Here is an 18,741-nt window from a genome sequence, read left to right on the forward strand (position 1 = left end):
CGTGAGTTACCTGTGAGACCACGGTGAGAGTGTTCTCATGGACACGACAAAGAGGTTTATTCGGCAGATAGCCCGCTGGTCAGGCGCGCAGCCGGTAGCCGACGCCGCGGATGGTCTCCACCCTGCCAGCTCCCACCTTGCGGCGCAGGTAGCGCACGTAGACGTCGACGATGTTCGACCCCGGGTCGTAGTCGAATCCCCAGACGCGGCTGAGCAGCTGTTCGCGGGTCAGCACCTGGTCGGGATTGCGCAGGAACACCTCGGCCAGGGCGAACTCCCGCGAGGACAGCTCCGCCACCCGCCCGTCCACGTGCGCGCGGCGGGTGCGCAGATCGAGGGCGAGGTCGCCGACGCGCAGCAGTGTCGCCTCCGGGGCGCCTTCCCCGCGCAGCCGCAGGCGCACCCGTGCCAGCAGCTCCTCGAAGGCGAACGGCTTGGAGATGTAGTCGTCGGCGCCGCCCTCCAGCCCGGCGACGACGTCGGACACGCTGTCCCGGGCCGTCAGGATGACCACCGGGATGGCCACGCGGGCCTCGCGGAGCTTGCGCAGCACGGTGAACCCGTCGCAGACCGGGAGCCCCAGGTCCAGGATCAGCAGGGCGCAGCCGCCAACCCGCGCCTGCTCGTACGCGGAGAGCCCGTCAGCGACGACCGTGGTGACGAAGCCGTTGCTGCGCAGGCCCTTCTCGACGAAGGCGGAGATCCTGGCCTCGTCCTCCGCTATGAGAATCCGGTTGTTCATGGTGTCCTCTCTGCCAAGGGAAGTGAGCAGGCAGGTCGATGACGAATCGGGCACCCCCGCCCCCGGCGTCCTCCACCCAGGCGGTGCCGCCGTGCGCCTGCGCGATCTCGCGGACGATGGCAAGCCCGAGGCCGATCCCCGTGCCCGCGGGATCGGGTGAAGCGACACGGCCCGCCTGGGCGAAGCGGCCGAAAATTCGCTCCCGGTCCTCGGGCCCGACGCCCGGCCCGGAATCACGCACCCACAGCACTACGCGGCCCTCACGCACCGCGGAGCCCATCTCCACCAGGTCGCCGTCCCGCGTGTGCCGCACCGCGTTCGCCGCGAGCTGGATCAGCCCCTGGGTGAGCCGCTGGCCATCGACGAGCACGGTGGCCTCGGACACCGCCGCGACTCTCCAGTGCCGGTCCCCCAGGGCCCGCGCCTTGGCGACCACATCCACGATCAGATCGGTGAGGTTCGTCTCACCGAAGGTCAGAAAGTCCGGGCGCTCCGCCTTGGCCAGCAGAAGCAGGTCCCCCACGATGCGTGTCATCCGGTCGAGTTCGTCCACGACCAGTGCCCGTGTCCCGGCGCGGGCCTCCTCGTCTTCGTCCATCAGCTCCAGGTGCCCGCGGACCACCGTGATCGGGGTGCGCAGCTCGTGCGCCACCTCGTCCAGGAACCGGCGCTGCGTGGTGAAGGCACTCTCCAGACGGTCCAGCATGTGGTTGAAGGTGTGGGCCAGCGCCGCCACATCGTCGGTTCCCGTAACCGTCAGCCGCCGTGTCAGGTCGGACTCACCGATCCGTTCGGCGGTCTGCCGGACCAGCCGGATCGGCGCCAGGACCCGGCCGGCCACCAGCCAGCTGGCCAGGCCCGCGCAGAGCAGCGCACCACCGCCGGTGACCAGCAACAGCTTCCCGACCTGGCGCTCCTCGCTCAGCTGACGGTCCCGGAACTCCAGCACCACCAGCCGCACATCGTGCGGGTCGCCCTCCACGCGCACCGGAATGACCCCGTAACGCACCTTCCCGGCCGGGGAGTCGAGCCAGCCGATCTCCGTGCCACGGACTCTGGCCAGCCGCCTGACGACGGCCTCATCGCGGTCCAGCCGGGCCGCCACCTCATTCGGGCTGCGCCGGTCGGCACGGCCGTCCACGATGCTGAAGAACGCCTCCTCACGGCTCGGCAGGTTGACTGTCATGAACGCGGTCAGCAGCGAAGCGGCATCGGGGAAGGGCCGCCCGCTGGACGGCTCGCGCGCCGTCTTGGCGAACCGGCGCAGTTTGTCCGCCTCCCGCCGCAGCTGCTCGTCCACCTGTCTATCGAGCTGCGCCTGCCAGATCACCGTGATACCGAAGGTCGGCGCGGCCAGGGCCGCACCCACCAGGAGCAGCATCCATCCCACGATGCGCGACCGCGCGCTCGGCGTGCGCCTGCGCATCGCTCACCCATCCCCCCCGCCACCGCCGTTGCCGTCGTCACCGCCGTCGTCGCCCCCACCACTGGCGCTCCCGCTGCTGCTCGGCGTGGGAGTCGTCGTGCTGGGAGAAGAGCTGATGTCATCGCTGCTGTGGGGTGGCGGCGTGCTGACAGGCTGCCCGCCGGGCTCCGACGGCGGAGCCTTGGGCGAAGACGACTGCCGTGACGCAGCCGGTGACACGGGAGACGACGACGCTCCGGAGGTGGCAGAGGCTGATCGCGACGTCGGGCCCGGTAACGGCCCATCACTGCCGCTTCCCGACACGACGACTCCCGGGCCAAGCGACGGCGGATCGCCACCACCGGCCCACAGACGCCCGACCACCGCTCCCCCGGCCGCCAAGGCGCACACCACAGTGATCACCACACTCACTTTCCGAAGCGTCATCGGGCCAGTCTGCTGTCTCACTCGAACACGTTGATGAAAGAGGAGAGCTTTCTCATCTCCCACCACGGCCGGATACGCCGCCCGATTCCGGACCCATGGCGACAACTCGACGATGTCCGGATCGCGGACCGAGCCTGGCCCACCAGTCATCTCGGCACCCCGGGCAACGGTGGACCCCGGCGCCGGTCCCGCCACGCGGGTCCCCTTGGCCGGAGGACCACAGCGGCACCGCGCGCCGTGCGCCGGAAGTGTCACACGGGACTGCGGGTGGTCGCGGAGTCAACACCCTTGCACAGAGCGGCACTTGGCAGCTTCACGACACGGCCACGAAGCCCGCGCACGACCCGGCCCTCCCCGAGAGGGGCGCCGCCAGCGCGCCGCCCCTGGAGCCTGCTGTTACCGCGAGTAGCTGAAGAAATCTTTCCGTAACGAAGCCGTTACGACCATCCATAGCGGACTCACAGGCTCCGCCCGGCCGCGACACTGAGGCACTTCCACTCGCCGCATGCCAGTGTCATATTCGGGAGGCCCCATGAACAACACCGTACGGCCCGGCTGGGTCAGAGCCGATCGCACCGTACGGCCCGGCTGGGTGAAGGGCTCGGCCCTGCTCGCTGCGGTGACTATGGGCATATGGGCGACCTGGTGCAGCGCGATCCTCCTGATCGGGGGACGGCTGCCCCTCCTTGAACTGCAGGTGGTCAAGGGCGACATCCTCGCCTTCCTCCTGATGCTGTTCATCGGCGAGCCGATCTTCATCACGCTCGCCTACTGGACGACCATGCTCATCCTGTTGCCGATCACGCTCCTGACGGCCGGGCGAGCCAGGAACCGGTCATGATCTACCCCCTCACCGACCGCCAAGAGCGCATCCTCCGGTGCATACGGGAGTGGATCGCCGAACACGGCGAGGCCCCGAGCATCCGCGAGATCGGGAAGCAGGTCGGGCTGAGCAGCCCGTCATCGGTGCTCCACCAGCTCAACCAGCTTGAGAAGCGCGGACTCCTCTCCCGCGAGCGGCGTGCCTCGCGCGCGAGCCGGCTCGCCCGCTGACTCCTGCGTCTGCGCGGGCCGTTTACTCGCCGGGGGAGCCATCGTTCCCGGCGGGGTTGTCGGTAGCCTCGCCGAGGGCCTGCCCGCCCCGCATCTCTCTCTGCAGCCGATGGACCGCGAGGCGCAGATCAAACAGCGTCCGCCACAGCCTACGGTCGCCGCCCTGGGCCAGCTCTTCGGCTTTGTCTATCTGGGCCGCCATGCGGTCCACCCGGTGCAGGACCTGCTCGTAATCCAGATGGCTCACGACGCTCTGCTCCCCTCCGGCCGACGGCCGCTGTGCGAGCAACTAATCCAACCTCAACTTCTACTCTGGACATCGGTGTTCGGCGGTTGTGGTGTCGCCGGGCGGGCCATGCTGATCGGCATGAAGCCGAAGGTGAAGCAGGTCGCTTTCTCGGCAGCGAAGACCGTTACCGCAGTCTTGGTCGCGGTGGCGGTCTTCTGGTGCTTGATCGTCGTGCTCAGCTGGTTGCCGTGGGCAGTCGAAGGCGACAACGCTCGGGACAAGACTCTTCAGCCCGGTGCCGGGATCCTCATCACCGGCTTCCGCACAACACTCGTTGCCGTACTCGCTGGCCTCATTGCACTTGGAAGCCTCTACCTGGCCTACAGGAACCACGGGGTCGCGCGAGAACAGCTCGGAGAAACACAGAAGCAGTTCGCCCTCGCGCAGCAGCAGTTCGCGCACACCGAGGCACTGTTCGAGCACACCCGCGAGAAGGACCGCGAGCAGGCGGAGTTGAGTCGCGAGGGACAGGTCACCGGGCGGTACGTCGAAGCGATCAAGCTCCTGGCTTCGGACAACCTCACCGAGAGGTTCGGCGGCATCTACTCCTTGGAACGCATCATCCGCGACTCGGAGAAAGACCACCCCACGATCGTTGAAGTGCTGGCCGCCTTCATCCGCCAGCGCGCTGGCAAGACCGATGAAGACGAGCCCGACGACAGCAGTGAATAGCCCGACGACGACGTTCAGGCGGCACTCACGGTCCTCGGCCGACGCCCCATCCGCAACCCGCAGGTGATCGATCTACGCGGCACTGATCTCCGCGGCGCCAGCATGGCGGACGCCAACTTCGATGGCGTCGATCTTCGCAGCTCATTGCTTCAGCGAGCCAGCCTGGCCCGAAGCTCGCTGCGCAGGGCTTCCTTCAACCGAGCCATCCTCGACCAAGCAGACTTTTTCGGGGCCGACCTGACGGAGGCAGACCTTCACGCGGCGCACATGAGCAAGGCCGCGCTCTGGAAGGCCCAAGCGGAGCGGGCCATCTTTGCGGGCGCCTCCATGGGAGGTGTGGATCTTACTGATGCACAGCTAGCAGAAGCGTCATTCATCAACGCCCGCATGCCCGGCTGCAACCTGCTGGGTGCCGACCTCACCAACACCTGGCTTGACGGAACGGACCTGACTGGGGCGAAGAATCTGACGCCCGAACAGATCGCCGACGCGAAGCTGGAACTCTCCACAAAACTGCCCGCCGCTCTCACACGTACAGCGATCATCGAACGCCGCATGGAGGAGCTTCGCGCCGAGGAAGGCGACGGAGAAGCGTCACAATTCGATGCATGAACTCATCGGGCAAGGACAGCCGGCCTCTCGTCACCACCGCCCAGTCCACGTACTCGCTCGGCCTGACAGCGGGCGCCTTCCGCGAGTGGGCCCGCCGCCGCGGCGTCACCCGAGCCGCCCTCCAAGCCACCGGCACGCCCGGCCCGCCGTCGGAATGTGGGACCTCGTCGACATCGCCGACGCCGTACGCCGCGAACAGACCGCCGCCTGACCGTCAAGGCTGGCGACCTGCCGCTTACTAACAGACGATCAGCCGCGTGTGAACCGTTCCGGGTTCGGTGGGGACTGCGGACTGTCCCGAGTTGGGTGGAGCCGAAGCCCAGCACCTTGATTTGTCCGAAGCCACCTAGGTCGGCGGACAGCGGGCCAGCTGTCGCCAAGGCCAGAAGGACAGCTCCCATCACGACGTACTTGGCCGTTACTTGCACTGCCACTGCACGGCTGTCCACCACTCGTCCACCGGAGACCGTTCAGGTGAGCCAGCACCAGCAGTCGAAACACGTAAAACCCCAGTTCAGGTGGCTCAACACCTGGGTCCCGTCACGGAAACGGTACCTCCGACCTACGCATTACGATGCACAGACCACCGTCACCCGATTTACATCGATTTCAAGGTCAACAGAAACAAGAAACCCCAGGTCACGGCGAGTGAGTCCTGGGGTTCCTCAGAGCCGCCTTCGGGATTCGAACCCGAGACCTACGCATTACGAGTGCGTTGCTCTGGCCATCTGAGCTAAGGCGGCGCGCCGTCCGCACTATGGTGCGATCAGCAACGCGGGTAAGTCTACACAGTTTCCAGGGGTGCTCCGAACACGCCCCGGGAGACCACTTCCGGGGCGTGCGGCAGGGCTATGAGCAGCGCTTTCCCTTGGTGGCGGGGGTGCCTTTGAGGAGGTAGCGGTTGATCGTGGAGTCGATGCAGTCGCTGCCGCGGCCGTAGGCGGTGTGGCCGTCGCCGACGTAGGTGAGAAGGGTGGCGGAGGAGAGCTGGGAGGCGAGGCCCTGGGCCCAGGGGTACGGGGTGGCGGGGTCGCGGGTGGTGCCGACCACGAGGATCGGGGCGGCGCCCTTCGCCTCGATGCGATGGGGTTCGCCCGTGGGCTTCACCGGCCAGTACCCGCAGTTCAGGGAGGCCCAGGCCAGGCCCTCACCGAAGACGGGGGACATCTTCTCGAAAGAGGGGAGCGCCTTCTCCACCTGGTCGGGGCGGGAGAAGGCAGCCGGCAGGTCGAGGCAGTTCACGGCCGCGTTGGCGAACATCAGGTTGGCGTACCTGCCGTCGGCGTCGCGCTCGTAGTAACTGTCGGAGAGGGAGAGCAGGCCCGCGCCGTCCTTCTCCTTCATCGCCGCGGTGAGCGCCTCGCGCAGCTGCTGCCAGGCCGCCTCGTCGTACATCGCCGCGATCACACCCGTCGTCGCGAGCGCCTCGCCGAGTTCGCGGCCGTCCGCGTCGCCCGCCGGGATCGGAGCCGCGTCGAGCTGCTGGAAGAAGGCCTTGAGGTTCTTGCCCGCCTGTTCCGCACTGGTGCCCTTGCCGCCCAGCGGGCAGTCGCTCCGGCCTACGCAGTCCTTCGCGAACGACTGGAAGGCCGTCTCGAAGCCCGCCGTCTGCCCCTCGGTCAGCTTGCGGGCACTGAGCGAGGGATCCATCGCGCCGTCCAGGACCAGCCGGCCCACCCGGTCGGGAAAGAGCCCGGCGTACGTCGCCCCGAGGAACGTTCCGTACGACGCCCCCACGTACGTCAGCTTCTTGTCGCCAAGGACGGCCCGCAGCATGTCCATGTCGCGGGCCGTCTCCACCGTGGAGACGTGCCTCAGCAGGTCGGGCGAGTGCTGCCCGCACCCCTCCGCGAACTGCTTGTAGGCGTCGACCAGTTGGTCCGTCTCCTGCCCGTCGTCGGGGGTGGTGTCCGTCTGCGTGTACGTGTCCATCTCACGGCCGGTGAGGCACTCGACCGGCTCGCTGCGGGCCACGCCGCGCGGGTCGACGGCGACCATGTCGTAGCGGGCGCGGACCTCCGCGGGGTAGCCGATGCCGGCGTACGCCTGGAGGTAGCCGACCGCCGAGCCGCCCGGCCCTCCCGGGTTGACCAGCAGCGAACCGAGACGCTTCCCCGGACCCGTGGCCTTCTTGCGGGAGACGGCCAGCCGGATGTCGCCCGAAGCCGGCTTCGCGTAGTCCAGCGGCGCCTTCATCGTGGCGCACTCGAAGCCGGGCACACCGCAGGTACGCCAGGTCAGCTTCTGCCCGTAGTACCGCGACAGTGCCGCCGGTGTGGAACTGGGCAGCGCGGCCAGCGCCGAGTCCGCCGTCGACGCCGTGGTCGAACTCCCCGAGGAGCAGGCCGAGACGAGCAGTGCGGTCGCGGCCAGCAGCACGCCGCCCACCCGGAGGGACCGCGACGGCGTACGGGGCGGCCTAGGGGAACTGATCGGCCGGCCGGACCGGGCCGGCCGAGGAGTGCGCCTGATGTACATCTCGCGAGCGTAACCTTGCGCGACCAGTTGATCACCATCAGTTGCCCAAGCGCCTCGTTTGAGTGACGCGGTCAACCAGTCACGCCGACCAGGCCTGCATCACTGGGTACACGGACCACGCAGACCTCGCCGGTAGGGCCCAAAAGCCGGAAGCCGGAGGCCCGGAGACCCCGGAAGCCCGAAGCCGGAAGCCGGAAGCCCGGAGCCGGAGACCCCGATGCCGGGGATACCGGGACGCCGTCAGCCCGCCCGCAGCGCCATCGTCATCGCCTCCACCGCGAGCAGCGGAGCCACATTGCGGTCGAGGGCCTCGCGGCACGCGGCGATCGCGTCGATGCGGCGCAGGGTCGCCTCCGGTGGGCCACCGCGGGCCAGCCGCTCCAGGACGTCCTCGGACTCCGTGTTGGCGAGGGCCACCCGCGAGCCGAGCTGGAGGGCGAGGACGTCGCGGTAGAACCCGGTGAGGTCGATCAGGGCCAGGTCCAGTGCATCGCGCTGCGTACGCGTTCTTCGGCGCTTCTGGTTGTCCTCGAGCTCCTTCATGACGCCCGCGGTGCCACGGGGCATACGGCCGCCCTGTGCCCCGCCGAGCGCGGCCTTCATGTCCTCGGTCTCCTTCACGTCGACTTCCTCGGCGAGCTGCTTGGCGTCCTCGGACGCCGTGTCGATCAGCTCCTGGGCCGCCTTGAGGCAGCCGCCGATGTCGTCGATCCGGAGCGGCAGCTTGAGGACGGCGGCCCGGCGCTCGCGGGCGCGCGGGTCCGTGGCAAGGCGGCGGGCCCGGCCGATGTGGCCCTGCGTCGCGCGGGCAGCGACCGCCGCCACGCCGGGCTCGATGCCGTCACGGCGTACGAGGATGTCGGCCACCGCGTCCACGGGCGGGGTGCGGAGTGTGAGCAGGCGGCAGCGGGAGCGGATGGTGGGCAGGACGTCCTCGATGGACGGGGCGCACAGGAGCCAGACCGTACGGGGAGCGGGTTCCTCCACGGCCTTCAGCAGGACGTTGCCCGCGCCCTCGGTGAGGCGGTCGGCGTCCTCCAGGACGATGACCTGCCAGCGGCCGGTGGCCGGGGACAGCTGGGCGCGGCGGACCAGGTCGCGGGTCTCCTTCACGCCGATGGAGAGCATGTCGGTGCGGACGATCTGCACATCGGCGTGGGTGCCGACCAGGCTGGTGTGGCAGCCGTCGCAGAAGCCGCAGCCGGGGATGCCGCCCAGCGCGCGGTCGGGGCTCACGCACTGGAGCGCGGCCGCGAACGCCCGCGCCGCCGTGGAACGGCCCGAGCCGGGCGGGCCGGTGAACAGCCAGGCGTGCGTCATCTTGGACGCCTCGGGCGGCGGGGTGTTCGAGGTGATCGCCGTGACGAGGGCGTCGGCATCACGGGCAGCGGCGGCGAGCTGCTCGCTCACCTTCTCCTGGCCCACCAGGTCGTCCCACACGGGCACGGGGCACCGCCCTTCCGTCGCACTTCGCCTTGCCGGATCCATTGTGCGGGTCGCCACTGACAACGGGTCCCCGGACCGGGGGCCAACGGCTACGACCGCTACCCTTCAGCTGCCGCAGCCACCGGCTCCAACAGCTGCGGCCACCGGTCTCACAGCCGCGGCCGCCGGCCCAACAACCGCGGCCGCCGATCTCAACAACTGCGGCCAACGGTCCCAACAGCTGCGTCCGCCGGTTCCCGCACCGCAGCCCGCCGGATCTCAGCGGCGCTGGTCGCCCCTCCCCCGCCCCTCGTCCCAGTCGTCGTCCTCGCGCGGGCCCAGCAACTCGTCCGCCAGCGTCGGGAGATCGTCGAGCGGTGTCTCCTCCGCCCAGTCAGAGCGAGGGCGTCGACGCAGGGTGCCCTCGGCGTCGACCTGGGGCAGCTCGCGCGTACGGTCGCCGGAGTCCTCGGACCCCTGGGCCGCGCGCTCGTCGCGGAAGTAGCCCGGCGGCACCCGATCCGAGGGATCACTCGCTGACTTGCCCGCACCCGCGTCCCGAACCGGAGGCAGCACAGCCGTCTGATCGGCAGCACCCGAAGTCACCGGCGGCAGCACGGCCGTCTCGTCCGCAGCCCTGTCCCGCACCGGCGGCAGCACAGCCGTCTCGTCCGCCGACCCCGAAGTCACCGGCGGCAGCACCGCCGTCTCGTCCGCAGCCCGCTCAGGCACAGGCGGCTGCGGCAGCTTGGCCGTCTCCTCGGAGTCGGACCGCGAACCAGAACGAGCACCCGCCCCGGAACCGGACCGCACACCGCCCCGGCCCTCATCACCCCGCACCGGCCGCAGCACCGCCGTGTCGTCCACCGCCCGGGCAGACCCGCCCGACGGCGCCACGACCGGCGTAGGCACGGTCGTCTCGTTGTCGGGCGCCGCCGAAGCAGAACCCGCCGAACCGGAAGCGGCAGCCTTCACCGCCGCAGCTTCGGCAGCCACCGCAGCGGCCGCGGCCGCCGAAGCCGCCGCCGCTTCCGCCGCCCCCCGCCGAGCCTCCTCCGCCCGCAGCAACGCCTCCTCGGCCTTCCGCTGCTTCTCCAAGCGGCGCGCCTCCGCCTCGGCGCGCAGCCGCGCCTCCTCGGCGGCCTGCCTGCGCAGACGCTCCTGCTCGGCGGCCCTGACCTGCTCCTCCGCCAGCTTGCGGGCCTGCTCCTCCTCGGCACGGCGGCGGGCCTCCTCGGCACGCTGCCTGGCCTCCTCCGCCTGGCGCTCGGCCTCGCGCCGCTGGGCCTCCTCCAGCTCGCGCTGCTTGCGCTCCTCTTCCTCCGCGCGCAGCCTGGCGAGCTGCTCCTGGCGCTCACGCTCCAGGCGCTCCTCCTCTGCCTTGCGCGCGGCCTCCTCCTCGGCCTTGCGCCGGGCCTCTTCCTCGGCCGCCTTGCGAGCCTCCTCCTGGGCCTTCACCTCGGCCTCGGAGAGGGGCAGCATCACGTCGAGCCGATGCCGTACGACGGTGGTGACCGCCTCGGGCTCCTGGGCGGCGTCGACGACGAGGTAGCGCCCCGGGTCGGCGGCGGCGAGCGTCAGGAAACCGGACCGCACGCGCGCGTGGAACTCGGCGGGCTCCGACTCCAGCCGGTCCGGCGCCTCCGTGAACCGCTCACGCGCCGCTTCCGGCGAGACGTCAAGCAGCACCGTCAGATGCGGAACGAGTCCGTCCGTGGCCCAGCGCGAGATCCGCGCGATCTCGGTCGGCGACAGATCGCGGCCCGCCCCCTGGTACGCCACCGAGGAGTCGATGTACCGGTCGGAGATCACGACGGCCCCCCGCTCCAGCGCGGGCCGCACCACCGTGTCGACGTGCTCCGCGCGGTCGGCGGCGTACAGCAGCGCCTCCGCCCGGTGTGAAAGACCGGCCGACGACACGTCGAGGAGGATCGACCGCAGCCGCTTGCCCACCGGTGTGGCGCCCGGCTCCCGGGTCACCACGACCTCGTGGCCCTTGGCGCGGATCCACTCCGCGAGCGCCTCCGCCTGGGTCGACTTCCCGGCCCCGTCACCGCCCTCCAGAGCGATGAAGAACCCGGAGACGGCCGTGGCCTGGGCGGGGTCGTCGCCGCCGCGCAGCGCGTCCCGCAGGTCGTGCCGCAGCGGCACCCCGGAGCGGTCGTCGGCCTTGGCGAGCACCAGCGCGGCGACCGGCAGCAGCAGCGCGCCGACCAGCATCAGGGTGAAGGCGGCGCCGCCGTGCGCGAACACGAACTTGCCGCTCTCCAGGCGGTGCGGACCGATCAGGGCCGCCACCACGGGTGCCACCAGCGCGCCGAGCGCCACGAACACTCGTACGACCGCGTGCAGATGCTCGGTCGTCCGCGCGCGCCGGTAGTCCTCGGTCTCCTGGTCGAGCAGCGCGTGCCCGGTGTTGGCGGCGACGCCCGCGCCGACGCCCGCGAAGCCGACGATCAGCAGCACGGTGGTGACGTCAGGGACCAGCCCGGCGGCCAGCAGCGCGATGCCGGTGAAGGCGATCGCCAGCGCGAGCAGCCTGCGCCGCGACAGCGACGGCACCACCGAGGAGGCCGTACGGATGCCGATGACGACACCGCCGGTCAGCGCCAGCACCAGCAGCCCGTACGTCACCGGTCCGCCGCCCAGGTCCTTGGCGTGCAGCACGGAGACGGCGACGGCGGCCGAGATCGCCGCGGCGACGGCGGCACAGGCCAGCACAAGGAGCGGAATGGCGCCCGTACGGCCCGTGTCGACGACCGTGCCCGTCTTGGGGCGGCGCAGGCCCTCCAGCGGCGACCTGGCGCGCGGGGTGCGCGCGTCGGGCAGCTCGAGGAAGGTCAGCACCGACAGCGAGGCGGCGAACAGCCCGGCGGCGACGTACGAGGCGAGCGCCGCCTGGTGCAGGCCGAACCAGGCGATCCCGGCGCCCAGCAGGTTGTTGACGAGGGACACGACCACGAGCGCGGCGGCCGCGATCGGCACCGCCAGGAATCCCGTACGCAGCGACAGGCGCCGCAGCGCGTCCATGTGGTCCGGCAGCGGGCGCACCGTGGCGCCCTCCAGCGGCGGGGCGGGCAGCAGCGCGGGCGCCGCACTCTCCCGGCACACCGTCCAGAACCGCTCGGCGACTCCGGTCACGAAGGCGACGACCAGGATGACGGCGAGCGCGTCATCCGGGGTCCAGTCGATCCACAGGGGCGCGACGATCATGAGCGCGGCCCGCACGCCGTCCGCCCCGACCATGGTCCAGCGCCGGTCGAGCAGCCCCTCCTGGGAGGTCAGCGAGGTCAGCGGCCCGAGAAGTACGGCCCCGAAGAGCAGCGTCGCGAGAACACGTGCCCCGAAGACGGCCGCCACGGCGAGGGCGACTCCGCGGTAGCCACCGCCGAAGGAACCCTCGGAGATCGCCGCCTGCAGGGCCAGGACGACAAGGACCAGCAGGGCCAGGGCGTCACCGACACCTCCCACGAGCTGGGCGCTCCACAGCCGTTTCAACTGCGGCTGGCGCAGCAGGGCGCGCACGGCGCGCTCCCGGGAATCTGCGACCAGGGCGTCGTCGGGGGCCGGGGTGTGGGCCGTTGGCTGCTCGGCTCGCGTCATCCTGACAGCCTATCCGGACCCACTGACTCCCCGAAGGGGTGGCCGAACATACGGACGCCCCCACACCAAAAGGTGTAGGGGCGCACACGTGTCGGGCACATGGAGGACGGTTGCCGGGAAGGCACCCGCAAGCGCTGGCCCTCCGAAGCTCTAGCCCTCCGAAGCCGCCGTCTTCTTCGCGACGGCCTTCTTGGCGGGTGCCTTCTTGGCAGCCGTCTTCGAAGTCGTCGTCTTCTTGGCAGCGGTTTTCTTGGCGGGTGCCTTCTTGGTGGCCGTTTTCTTGGCCGGAGCCTTCTTCGCGGTCTTCTTGGCCGGCGTCTTGGCCCGCTTCTCGGCGAGCAGCTCGAAGCCGCGCTCCGGGGTGATCTCCTCGACGCTGTCGTCGGACCGCAGGGTCGCGTTGGTCTCGCCGTCGGTCACGTACGGCCCGAAACGGCCGTCCTTGACGACGACGGGCTTCCCGCTGACCGGGTCCTCGCCCAGCTCCTTCAGCGGCGGCTTGGCGGCCGCCCGCCCGCGCTGCTTGGGCTGGGAGTAGATCTCCAGCGCCTCTTCGAGCGTGATCGTGAAGAGCTGGTCCTCGGCGGTGAGGGACCGCGAGTCCGTGCCCTTCTTCAGGTACGGCCCGTAGCGCCCGTTCTGCGCGGTGATCTCCACGCCCTCGGCGTCCTTGCCCACCACACGCGGCAGCGACATCAGCTTCAGTGCGTCGTCCAGCGTCACCGTGTCGAGCGACATCGCCTTGAAGAGCGAGGCCGTACGCGGCTTGACGGCGTTCTTGCCCGTCTTCGGGGTGCCCTCGGGGAGCACCTCGGTGACGTACGGGCCGTAGCGGCCGTCGCGAGCGATGACCTGGTGGCCGGTCACCGGGTCGGCACCGAGTTCGAAGTCGCCGCTCGGCTTGGCGAGCAGTTCCTCGGCGAGCTCGATCGTCAGCTCGTCGGGGGCCAGGTCCTCGGGCACGTCCGCGCGCTGGTGGTTCTCGGAGTCCTTCTCGCCGCGCTCGACGTACGGGCCGTAGCGCCCGACGCGCAGCATGATGTCGGTGCCGGCGACCGGGAAGGACGACACCTCGCGGGCGTCGATGGCGCCCAGGTCGGTGACGAGCTCCTTGAGGCCGCCGAGGTGGTCGCCGTCGCCGTTCCCGGCCTCGGCGGCACCCCTCGCGTCGCCCTCGCCGAAGTAGAAGCGCCGCAGCCACGGGATGGACTGCGCCTCGCCCCGCGCGATGCGGTCGAGGTCGTCCTCCATCTTGGCGGTGAAGTCGTAGTCGACGAGGCGCCCGAAGTGCTTCTCCAGCAGGTTGACCACGGCGAAGGACAGGAAGGACGGCACGAGGGCCGTGCCCTTCTTGAACACATAGCCGCGGTCGAGGATCGTGCCGATGATCGACGCGTACGTCGACGGGCGGCCGATCTCGCGCTCTTCGAGCTCCTTGACGAGGCTGGCCTCGGTGTAGCGGGCCGGGGGCTTGGTGGCGTGCCCGTCGACCGTGATCTCCTCGGCGGACAGCGGGTCGCCCTCGGCCACCTGCGGCAGCCGGCGCTCGCGGTCGTCCAGCTCGGCGTTCGGGTCGTCCGCGCCCTCGACGTACGCCTTGAGGAAGCCGTGGAAGGTGATCGTCTTGCCGGACGCGCTGAACTCGGCGTCGCGGCCGTCGGCGGACCTGCCCGCGATCTTGACGGTGACGGAGTTGCCGACCGCGTCCTTCATCTGGGAGGCGACGGTCCGCTTCCAGATGAGCTCGTACAGCCGGAACTGGTCGCCGGTCAGGCCCGTCTCGGCCGGGGTACGGAAACGGTCGCCCGAGGGGCGGATCGCCTCGTGCGCCTCCTGGGCGTTCTTGACCTTTCCGGCGTACGTGCGCGGCTTGTCCGGCAGGTAGTCGGCGCCGTACAGCTGCGTGACCTGGGTGCGGGCGGCGGTGATCGCCGTCTCCGACAGGGTCGTGGAGTCCGTACGCATGTAGGTGATGAAGCCGTTCTCGTACAGCTTCTGCGCCACCTGCATGGTGGCCTTCGCGCCGAAGCCGAGCTTGCGCGAGGCCTCCTGCTGGAGCGTCGTCGTACGGAACGGGGCGTAGGGCGAGCGGCGGTACGGCTTGGACTCGACCGAGCGGACCGCGAAGTCCGTGTTCTCCAGGGCGGCGGCGAGCGCGCGGGCGTTCGTCTCGTCCAGGTGGAGCGTGTTGGCGCCCTTGATCTGGCCGAGGGAGTCGAAGTCGCGTCCCTGGGCGACGCGCTTGCCGTCGACGGCCGTGAGGCGGGCGACCAGCTGCGAGGGGTCCGAGGCGTCACCCGTGCGACCGGTGCCGAAGGTGCCCGTCAGGTCCCAGTACTCGGCGGAGCGGAAGGCGATGCGCTCGCGCTCCCGCTCGACGACGAGGCGGGTGGCCACGGACTGCACACGGCCGGCCGACAGGCGCGGCATGACCTTCTTCCACAGGACCGGCGAGACCTCGTAGCCGTAGAGGCGGTCCAGGATGCGGCGGGTCTCCTGGGCGTCGACCATGCGCTGGTTGAGCTCGCGCGGGTTGGCGACGGCGCTGCGGATCGCGTCCTTGGTGATCTCGTGGAAGACCATCCGGTGGACGGGAACCTTGGGCTTCAGGACCTCGAGGAGGTGCCACGCGATGGCCTCGCCCTCGCGGTCCTCATCGGTGGCGAGGAAGAGTTCGTCGGAGTCCTTCAGCAGGTCCTTGAGCTTCTTGACCTGCGCCTTCTTGTCAGCGTTGACCACGTAGATCGGCTGGAAGTCGTTCTCGACGTCCACGCCGAGGCGGCGCACCTCGCCGGTGTACTCCTCGGGCACCTCCGCGGCGCCGTTGGGAAGGTCACGGATGTGCCCGACGCTCGCTTCGACGACATAGCCGGGGCCGAGATAGCCCTTGATCGTCTTCGCCTTGGCAGGCGACTCGACGATGACGAGTCGGCGGCCGCCGTGTGCGGTGTCGCTGGTCGGGGACAACTTCGCTCTTCTCTCCGGTCGACGCGGGGGATCTCCCCAGGCCTTGCTCCCGGGGGTCGGGTCGTGCTGACGCTGCGGAGTGTGACGGTACATCCCGCCCCCGTGTCAAACGGGAAAAGCCCGCAACGGCCACTCGAACGGTAACCCGACTACCGCCATTCCTGCCGCCCGGAGTGTCGACCAGCCGTTTCGGCACTATCCGGAGTGTGACCTCCCAGTTACCGAAGTCGATGCCCTCACGCGCGCGTGATGCACCAGATCGCAAGCGCCAGTGCCCCCACTCCGGCGACGCTCGCAAGCGTCGCCGATGCGACGCGGTTCACACCGACGGCGACGGGCTCGCCACGGCGCACCCTGGTCGCGGTCCAGGCCAGCAGTCCGCCTCCGAACAGCGCGAACACCACCCCCGCGAAGATCGCCGGTCCGCTTTCCACGGTTACGCCCTTCCGCCCGAGTCTCCAGGGTCGGGACGCTGACAGGCCCCGGCGGCGAGCACAAGAACCCATGGTGAACACCAGGCGGCCGACACCTCATGAGCCCCATGCGATCGCCCGATGCGGGCGACTTCCCACCCGTTTTTCCTGTGCGGCCGGTTCGGATCCGGGCGCCCAACTCGACGCGAACTTGTCGCTGCCCGGCTTCGGGATGCCAGAAGTCGTACGCACTCAGCGGTACGGATACGCCTCGGGCACGATGCCGCCGGGACGCCCTCACCACTTCATCCCACCGGCTCGATGAACCCCTGCTCCACCAGCAGCCGGATCTGCGCGGGCGTCCGGTCCCGCAACAACACCGGATCCTCGCCGACCAGTTGGGCGATGGCGTCCAGAATCCGGCCGGCGCTCAGCGTGCCGTCGCACACGCCGGCGAAGCCCGCGCCGACCGTGTCCACCTTCGTCGCCCGGCGCATCCCACGGTTCTGACGCAGCACCACGTGCTCCGGGTCCTCGGCGCCGGGCAGCCCGACCTGCTCCTGGACGACCTCGGCCACGAGCGTGAAGTGCCCGGCGAGCAGGGCGGCATCGTCGTGCGCCCGCAGGTAGTCGACGCGCTCGAAATGCGCGCGCACGGTCTCACCGAGCGGCTGTTCGACGGAGTGCGGCCACTCCTCGACGGTGATCGAGGGCTGGGCGGCGGCCGTCCTGCGCAGCGTGATCCACCCGAAGCCGACCGACTTCACCTTGCGCGCCTCGAACTCGTCCAGCCAGGCGTCGTACCGCGCCTGGTACTCGGCGGGATCCACCCGGTGGTCGCCCGCGTCGCGCAGCCACAACTCGGCGTACTGCGTGACGTCCTGGACCTCGCGCTGCACGATCCACGCGTCACAGCCGCGCGGCACCCACGACCGGAGCCGGTCCTGCCAGTCCTCCCCCTCCACGTGCTGCCAGTTGGCCAGAAACTGCGCGTACCCCCCGTCCCTGAGACGTGCCCCCGCCTGCTGAACGAGCGTCCGGCAGAGATCGTCCCCGCCCATTCCGCCGTCGCGATAGGTGAGCCGGGCGCCCGGCGAGATCACGAAGGGCGGGTTCGAGACGATCAGGTCGTACGTCTCGTCGGCGACCGGTTCGAAGAGGGAGCCCTCGCGCAGATCGGCGGCCGGCGCGCCGGAGAGCGCGAGGGTCAGCGCCGTGATGTGCAGCGCACGCGGGTTGAGGTCGGTCGCGGTCACGCGTGTGGCGTGCTGTGCGGCGTGCAGAGCCTGGATCCCGGAGCCGGTGCCGAGGTCGAGGGCCGACTCCACCGGCGTACGCACGGTGATGCCCGCAAGGGTCGTGGAGGCTCCGCCCACGCCGAGCACGACGCCTTCGTCCCGGCTGCCGATGCCGCCCGCGCCACCGACGGCACACCCCAGGTCGGACACGATGAACCAGTCCTGCCCGTCGGAACCTCCGTACGGCCGGATGTCCACACTCGCGGCGACCTCGCCCCCGCCCACCCGCGCCAGCCAGCCGGCCTCCACACAGCCCTCGACCGGCAGAACGTCCGCCACGCGCGCGTGCGGCACGGGCTGCTGCAACAGGAACAGCCGTACGAGCGTCTCCAGCGGGGTGTCCCCCCGGGTGGCCCGGAGCGCGGGCACGGTCTCACTGCGCGCCAGCGCCGCGTACGCGGGGGCGCCGAGCAGGTCGAGCAGGCCGTCGACGGTGAAGGAGGCCCCGAGCAGGGCGTCCCGCAACCGGGCGGCGACATCGATGCGACCGGACGAGGGCAGGGGTGACTGGCTGGTGTGGCTCACATCCCCCATTGTGTCGGCTTCCGCCGACGGGGGCGTGCACCTGTGGACAAGCCCGCGCCGACCCCTCGTAGGCCTGTGGACAAGTCCGCCCCGTGAGCCGCGCAGGGCACACCGAAGGCCCGGCACGCACGCGTACCGGGCCCTCTTTCGGTTGACGAACGATCGCCCTCCCGGGATCGGCCCAGGAGAATCGGCGCGTCCGGATCAGCCCTCGGTCGACGAAGGCGAGGCGGACGCGGACGCCGACTTGCAGCTCTCCTGCGTCGCCATCGCCTTGCCGACGTCTCCCTCTTCGAGCTTCTTGAGAGCGTCGTTGCCGGTCTTGCTCAGCTTGCCCAACTGCTCGGCGACCCCGCTGAGTCCGTCGGCGAACTTCGCCTGGTCCTTGGTGTTGAGCGCATCCGACTGCTTCACCAGGTCGGCGTAGGACGCGGAGAGGGCGTTGAGCTCCTTGACCGCGTCCTCCTGCTTCTTCTTGCCGTCGTCGACGTCCGGCGGCCCGACGTTCTCGATGCCGGTCGCCATCGTCTTGTAGGCGTCGGAGATGTCCTGGAAGCCCGTGGAGTCGGCCTTCTGGACCTCTTCCGGCGTGCTGTCGTCCGAGGTCTCCTTCTGGATCTGGGCGTTGGCTGCCGCGATCTTCTGGATCTGCGGCTGCACCGCGTCACAGACCTGCTTGGCCCAGGAGTTGAGCTTGTCGTTGCTGTCGTCGCTGCTGCATCCCGACAGCGCCAGTACCAGTACCGCACCGCCGGACAGTGCGGCCGCGAGCTTCTTGTTCACCGGATTGGTCCCTTCCATGGCTCTCGGCC

The 18,741-nt window shown here is 70.2% G+C and carries 14 protein-coding genes and 1 tRNA gene; 5 read left to right on the forward strand and 10 right to left on the reverse strand.

Annotation, left to right across the window (positions count from 1 at the left end):
• Positions 1–79 precede the first annotated feature (79 nt).
• Both OG266_RS19815 and OG266_RS19820 read right to left on the reverse strand, forming a co-directional pair.
• Complete coding sequence (locus OG266_RS19815; RefSeq protein WP_371547427.1) at positions 80–742, reverse strand: response regulator transcription factor; 663 nt, start codon at positions 740–742, stop codon at positions 80–82.
• Positions 642–2,168 (reverse strand): ATP-binding protein, encoded by a 1,527-nt coding sequence (locus tag OG266_RS19820; RefSeq protein WP_371547431.1) that lies wholly within the window; start codon positions 2,166–2,168, stop codon positions 642–644. Before OG266_RS19820 ends, OG266_RS19815 begins: the two co-directional genes overlap by 101 nt.
• A 958-nt stretch (positions 2,169–3,126) precedes the next feature.
• Between OG266_RS19820 and OG266_RS19825 the strand changes: the two genes are divergently transcribed.
• The 5 genes from OG266_RS19825 to OG266_RS19845 all read left to right on the forward strand — a co-directional run bounded on the left by OG266_RS19825 (position 3,127) and on the right by OG266_RS19845 (position 5,462).
• The gene (locus OG266_RS19825) at positions 3,127–3,435 is read left to right on the forward strand and encodes a hypothetical protein (protein ID WP_371547434.1); all 309 of its coding nucleotides are present in this window, start codon (positions 3,127–3,129) and stop codon (positions 3,433–3,435) included.
• Positions 3,432–3,647: a MarR family transcriptional regulator gene (locus OG266_RS19830; RefSeq protein ID WP_266457219.1), complete on the forward strand. Its 216-nt coding sequence runs from the start codon at positions 3,432–3,434 to the stop codon at positions 3,645–3,647. Before OG266_RS19825 ends, OG266_RS19830 begins: the two co-directional genes overlap by 4 nt.
• 109 nt (positions 3,648–3,756) lie before the next feature.
• Positions 3,757–4,608 carry a hypothetical protein gene (locus OG266_RS19835; protein ID WP_371547439.1) on the forward strand — a complete coding sequence of 284 codons (852 nt, stop codon included), beginning with the start codon at positions 3,757–3,759 and terminating at the stop codon, positions 4,606–4,608.
• A gap of 63 nt (positions 4,609–4,671) precedes the next feature.
• The gene (locus tag OG266_RS19840) at positions 4,672–5,220 is read left to right on the forward strand and encodes a pentapeptide repeat-containing protein (RefSeq protein WP_371547442.1); all 549 of its coding nucleotides are present in this window, start codon (positions 4,672–4,674) and stop codon (positions 5,218–5,220) included.
• Entirely contained in the window at positions 5,217–5,462 is a 246-nt protein-coding gene (locus OG266_RS19845) for a hypothetical protein (RefSeq protein WP_371547444.1), read from the forward strand. The genes OG266_RS19840 and OG266_RS19845 overlap by 4 nt, the downstream gene beginning before the upstream one ends.
• Before the next feature lie 427 nt (positions 5,463–5,889).
• On the opposite strand, the gene OG266_RS19850 is transcribed toward OG266_RS19845, so the two are convergent.
• The 8 genes from OG266_RS19850 to OG266_RS19885 all read right to left on the reverse strand — a co-directional run bounded on the left by OG266_RS19850 (position 5,890) and on the right by OG266_RS19885 (position 18,730).
• Positions 5,890–5,963 (reverse strand) — tRNA-Thr (locus OG266_RS19850).
• A gap of 106 nt (positions 5,964–6,069) precedes the next feature.
• Positions 6,070–7,698 carry an alpha/beta hydrolase gene (locus tag OG266_RS19855; protein WP_371547447.1) on the reverse strand — a complete coding sequence of 543 codons (1,629 nt, stop codon included), beginning with the start codon at positions 7,696–7,698 and terminating at the stop codon, positions 6,070–6,072.
• Between the two features lie 240 nt (positions 7,699–7,938).
• Positions 7,939–9,144 carry a DNA polymerase III subunit delta' gene (locus OG266_RS19860; RefSeq protein WP_266457228.1) on the reverse strand — a complete coding sequence of 402 codons (1,206 nt, stop codon included), beginning with the start codon at positions 9,142–9,144 and terminating at the stop codon, positions 7,939–7,941.
• 258 nt (positions 9,145–9,402) lie between these two features.
• Entirely contained in the window at positions 9,403–12,726 is a 3,324-nt protein-coding gene (tmk, locus tag OG266_RS19865; protein WP_371547451.1) for a dTMP kinase, read from the reverse strand.
• Between the two features lie 150 nt (positions 12,727–12,876).
• Positions 12,877–15,693 carry a type I DNA topoisomerase gene (topA, locus tag OG266_RS19870; protein WP_371547453.1) on the reverse strand — a complete coding sequence of 939 codons (2,817 nt, stop codon included), beginning with the start codon at positions 15,691–15,693 and terminating at the stop codon, positions 12,877–12,879.
• A 236-nt stretch (positions 15,694–15,929) separates the two neighbouring features.
• Positions 15,930–16,127 carry a hypothetical protein gene (locus OG266_RS19875; RefSeq protein WP_266457236.1) on the reverse strand — a complete coding sequence of 66 codons (198 nt, stop codon included), beginning with the start codon at positions 16,125–16,127 and terminating at the stop codon, positions 15,930–15,932.
• 284 nt (positions 16,128–16,411) lie between these two features.
• Complete coding sequence (locus OG266_RS19880) at positions 16,412–17,938, reverse strand: methyltransferase (RefSeq protein WP_371547457.1); 1,527 nt, start codon at positions 17,936–17,938, stop codon at positions 16,412–16,414.
• A gap of 195 nt (positions 17,939–18,133) precedes the next feature.
• The gene (locus OG266_RS19885) at positions 18,134–18,730 is read right to left on the reverse strand and encodes a small secreted protein (RefSeq protein WP_371547459.1); all 597 of its coding nucleotides are present in this window, start codon (positions 18,728–18,730) and stop codon (positions 18,134–18,136) included.
• Positions 18,731–18,741: the final 11 nt, after the last annotated feature.

The sequence above is a fragment of the Streptomyces sp. NBC_00554 genome (assembly GCF_041431135.1).
Lineage (GTDB): Bacteria > Actinomycetota > Actinomycetes > Streptomycetales > Streptomycetaceae > Streptomyces.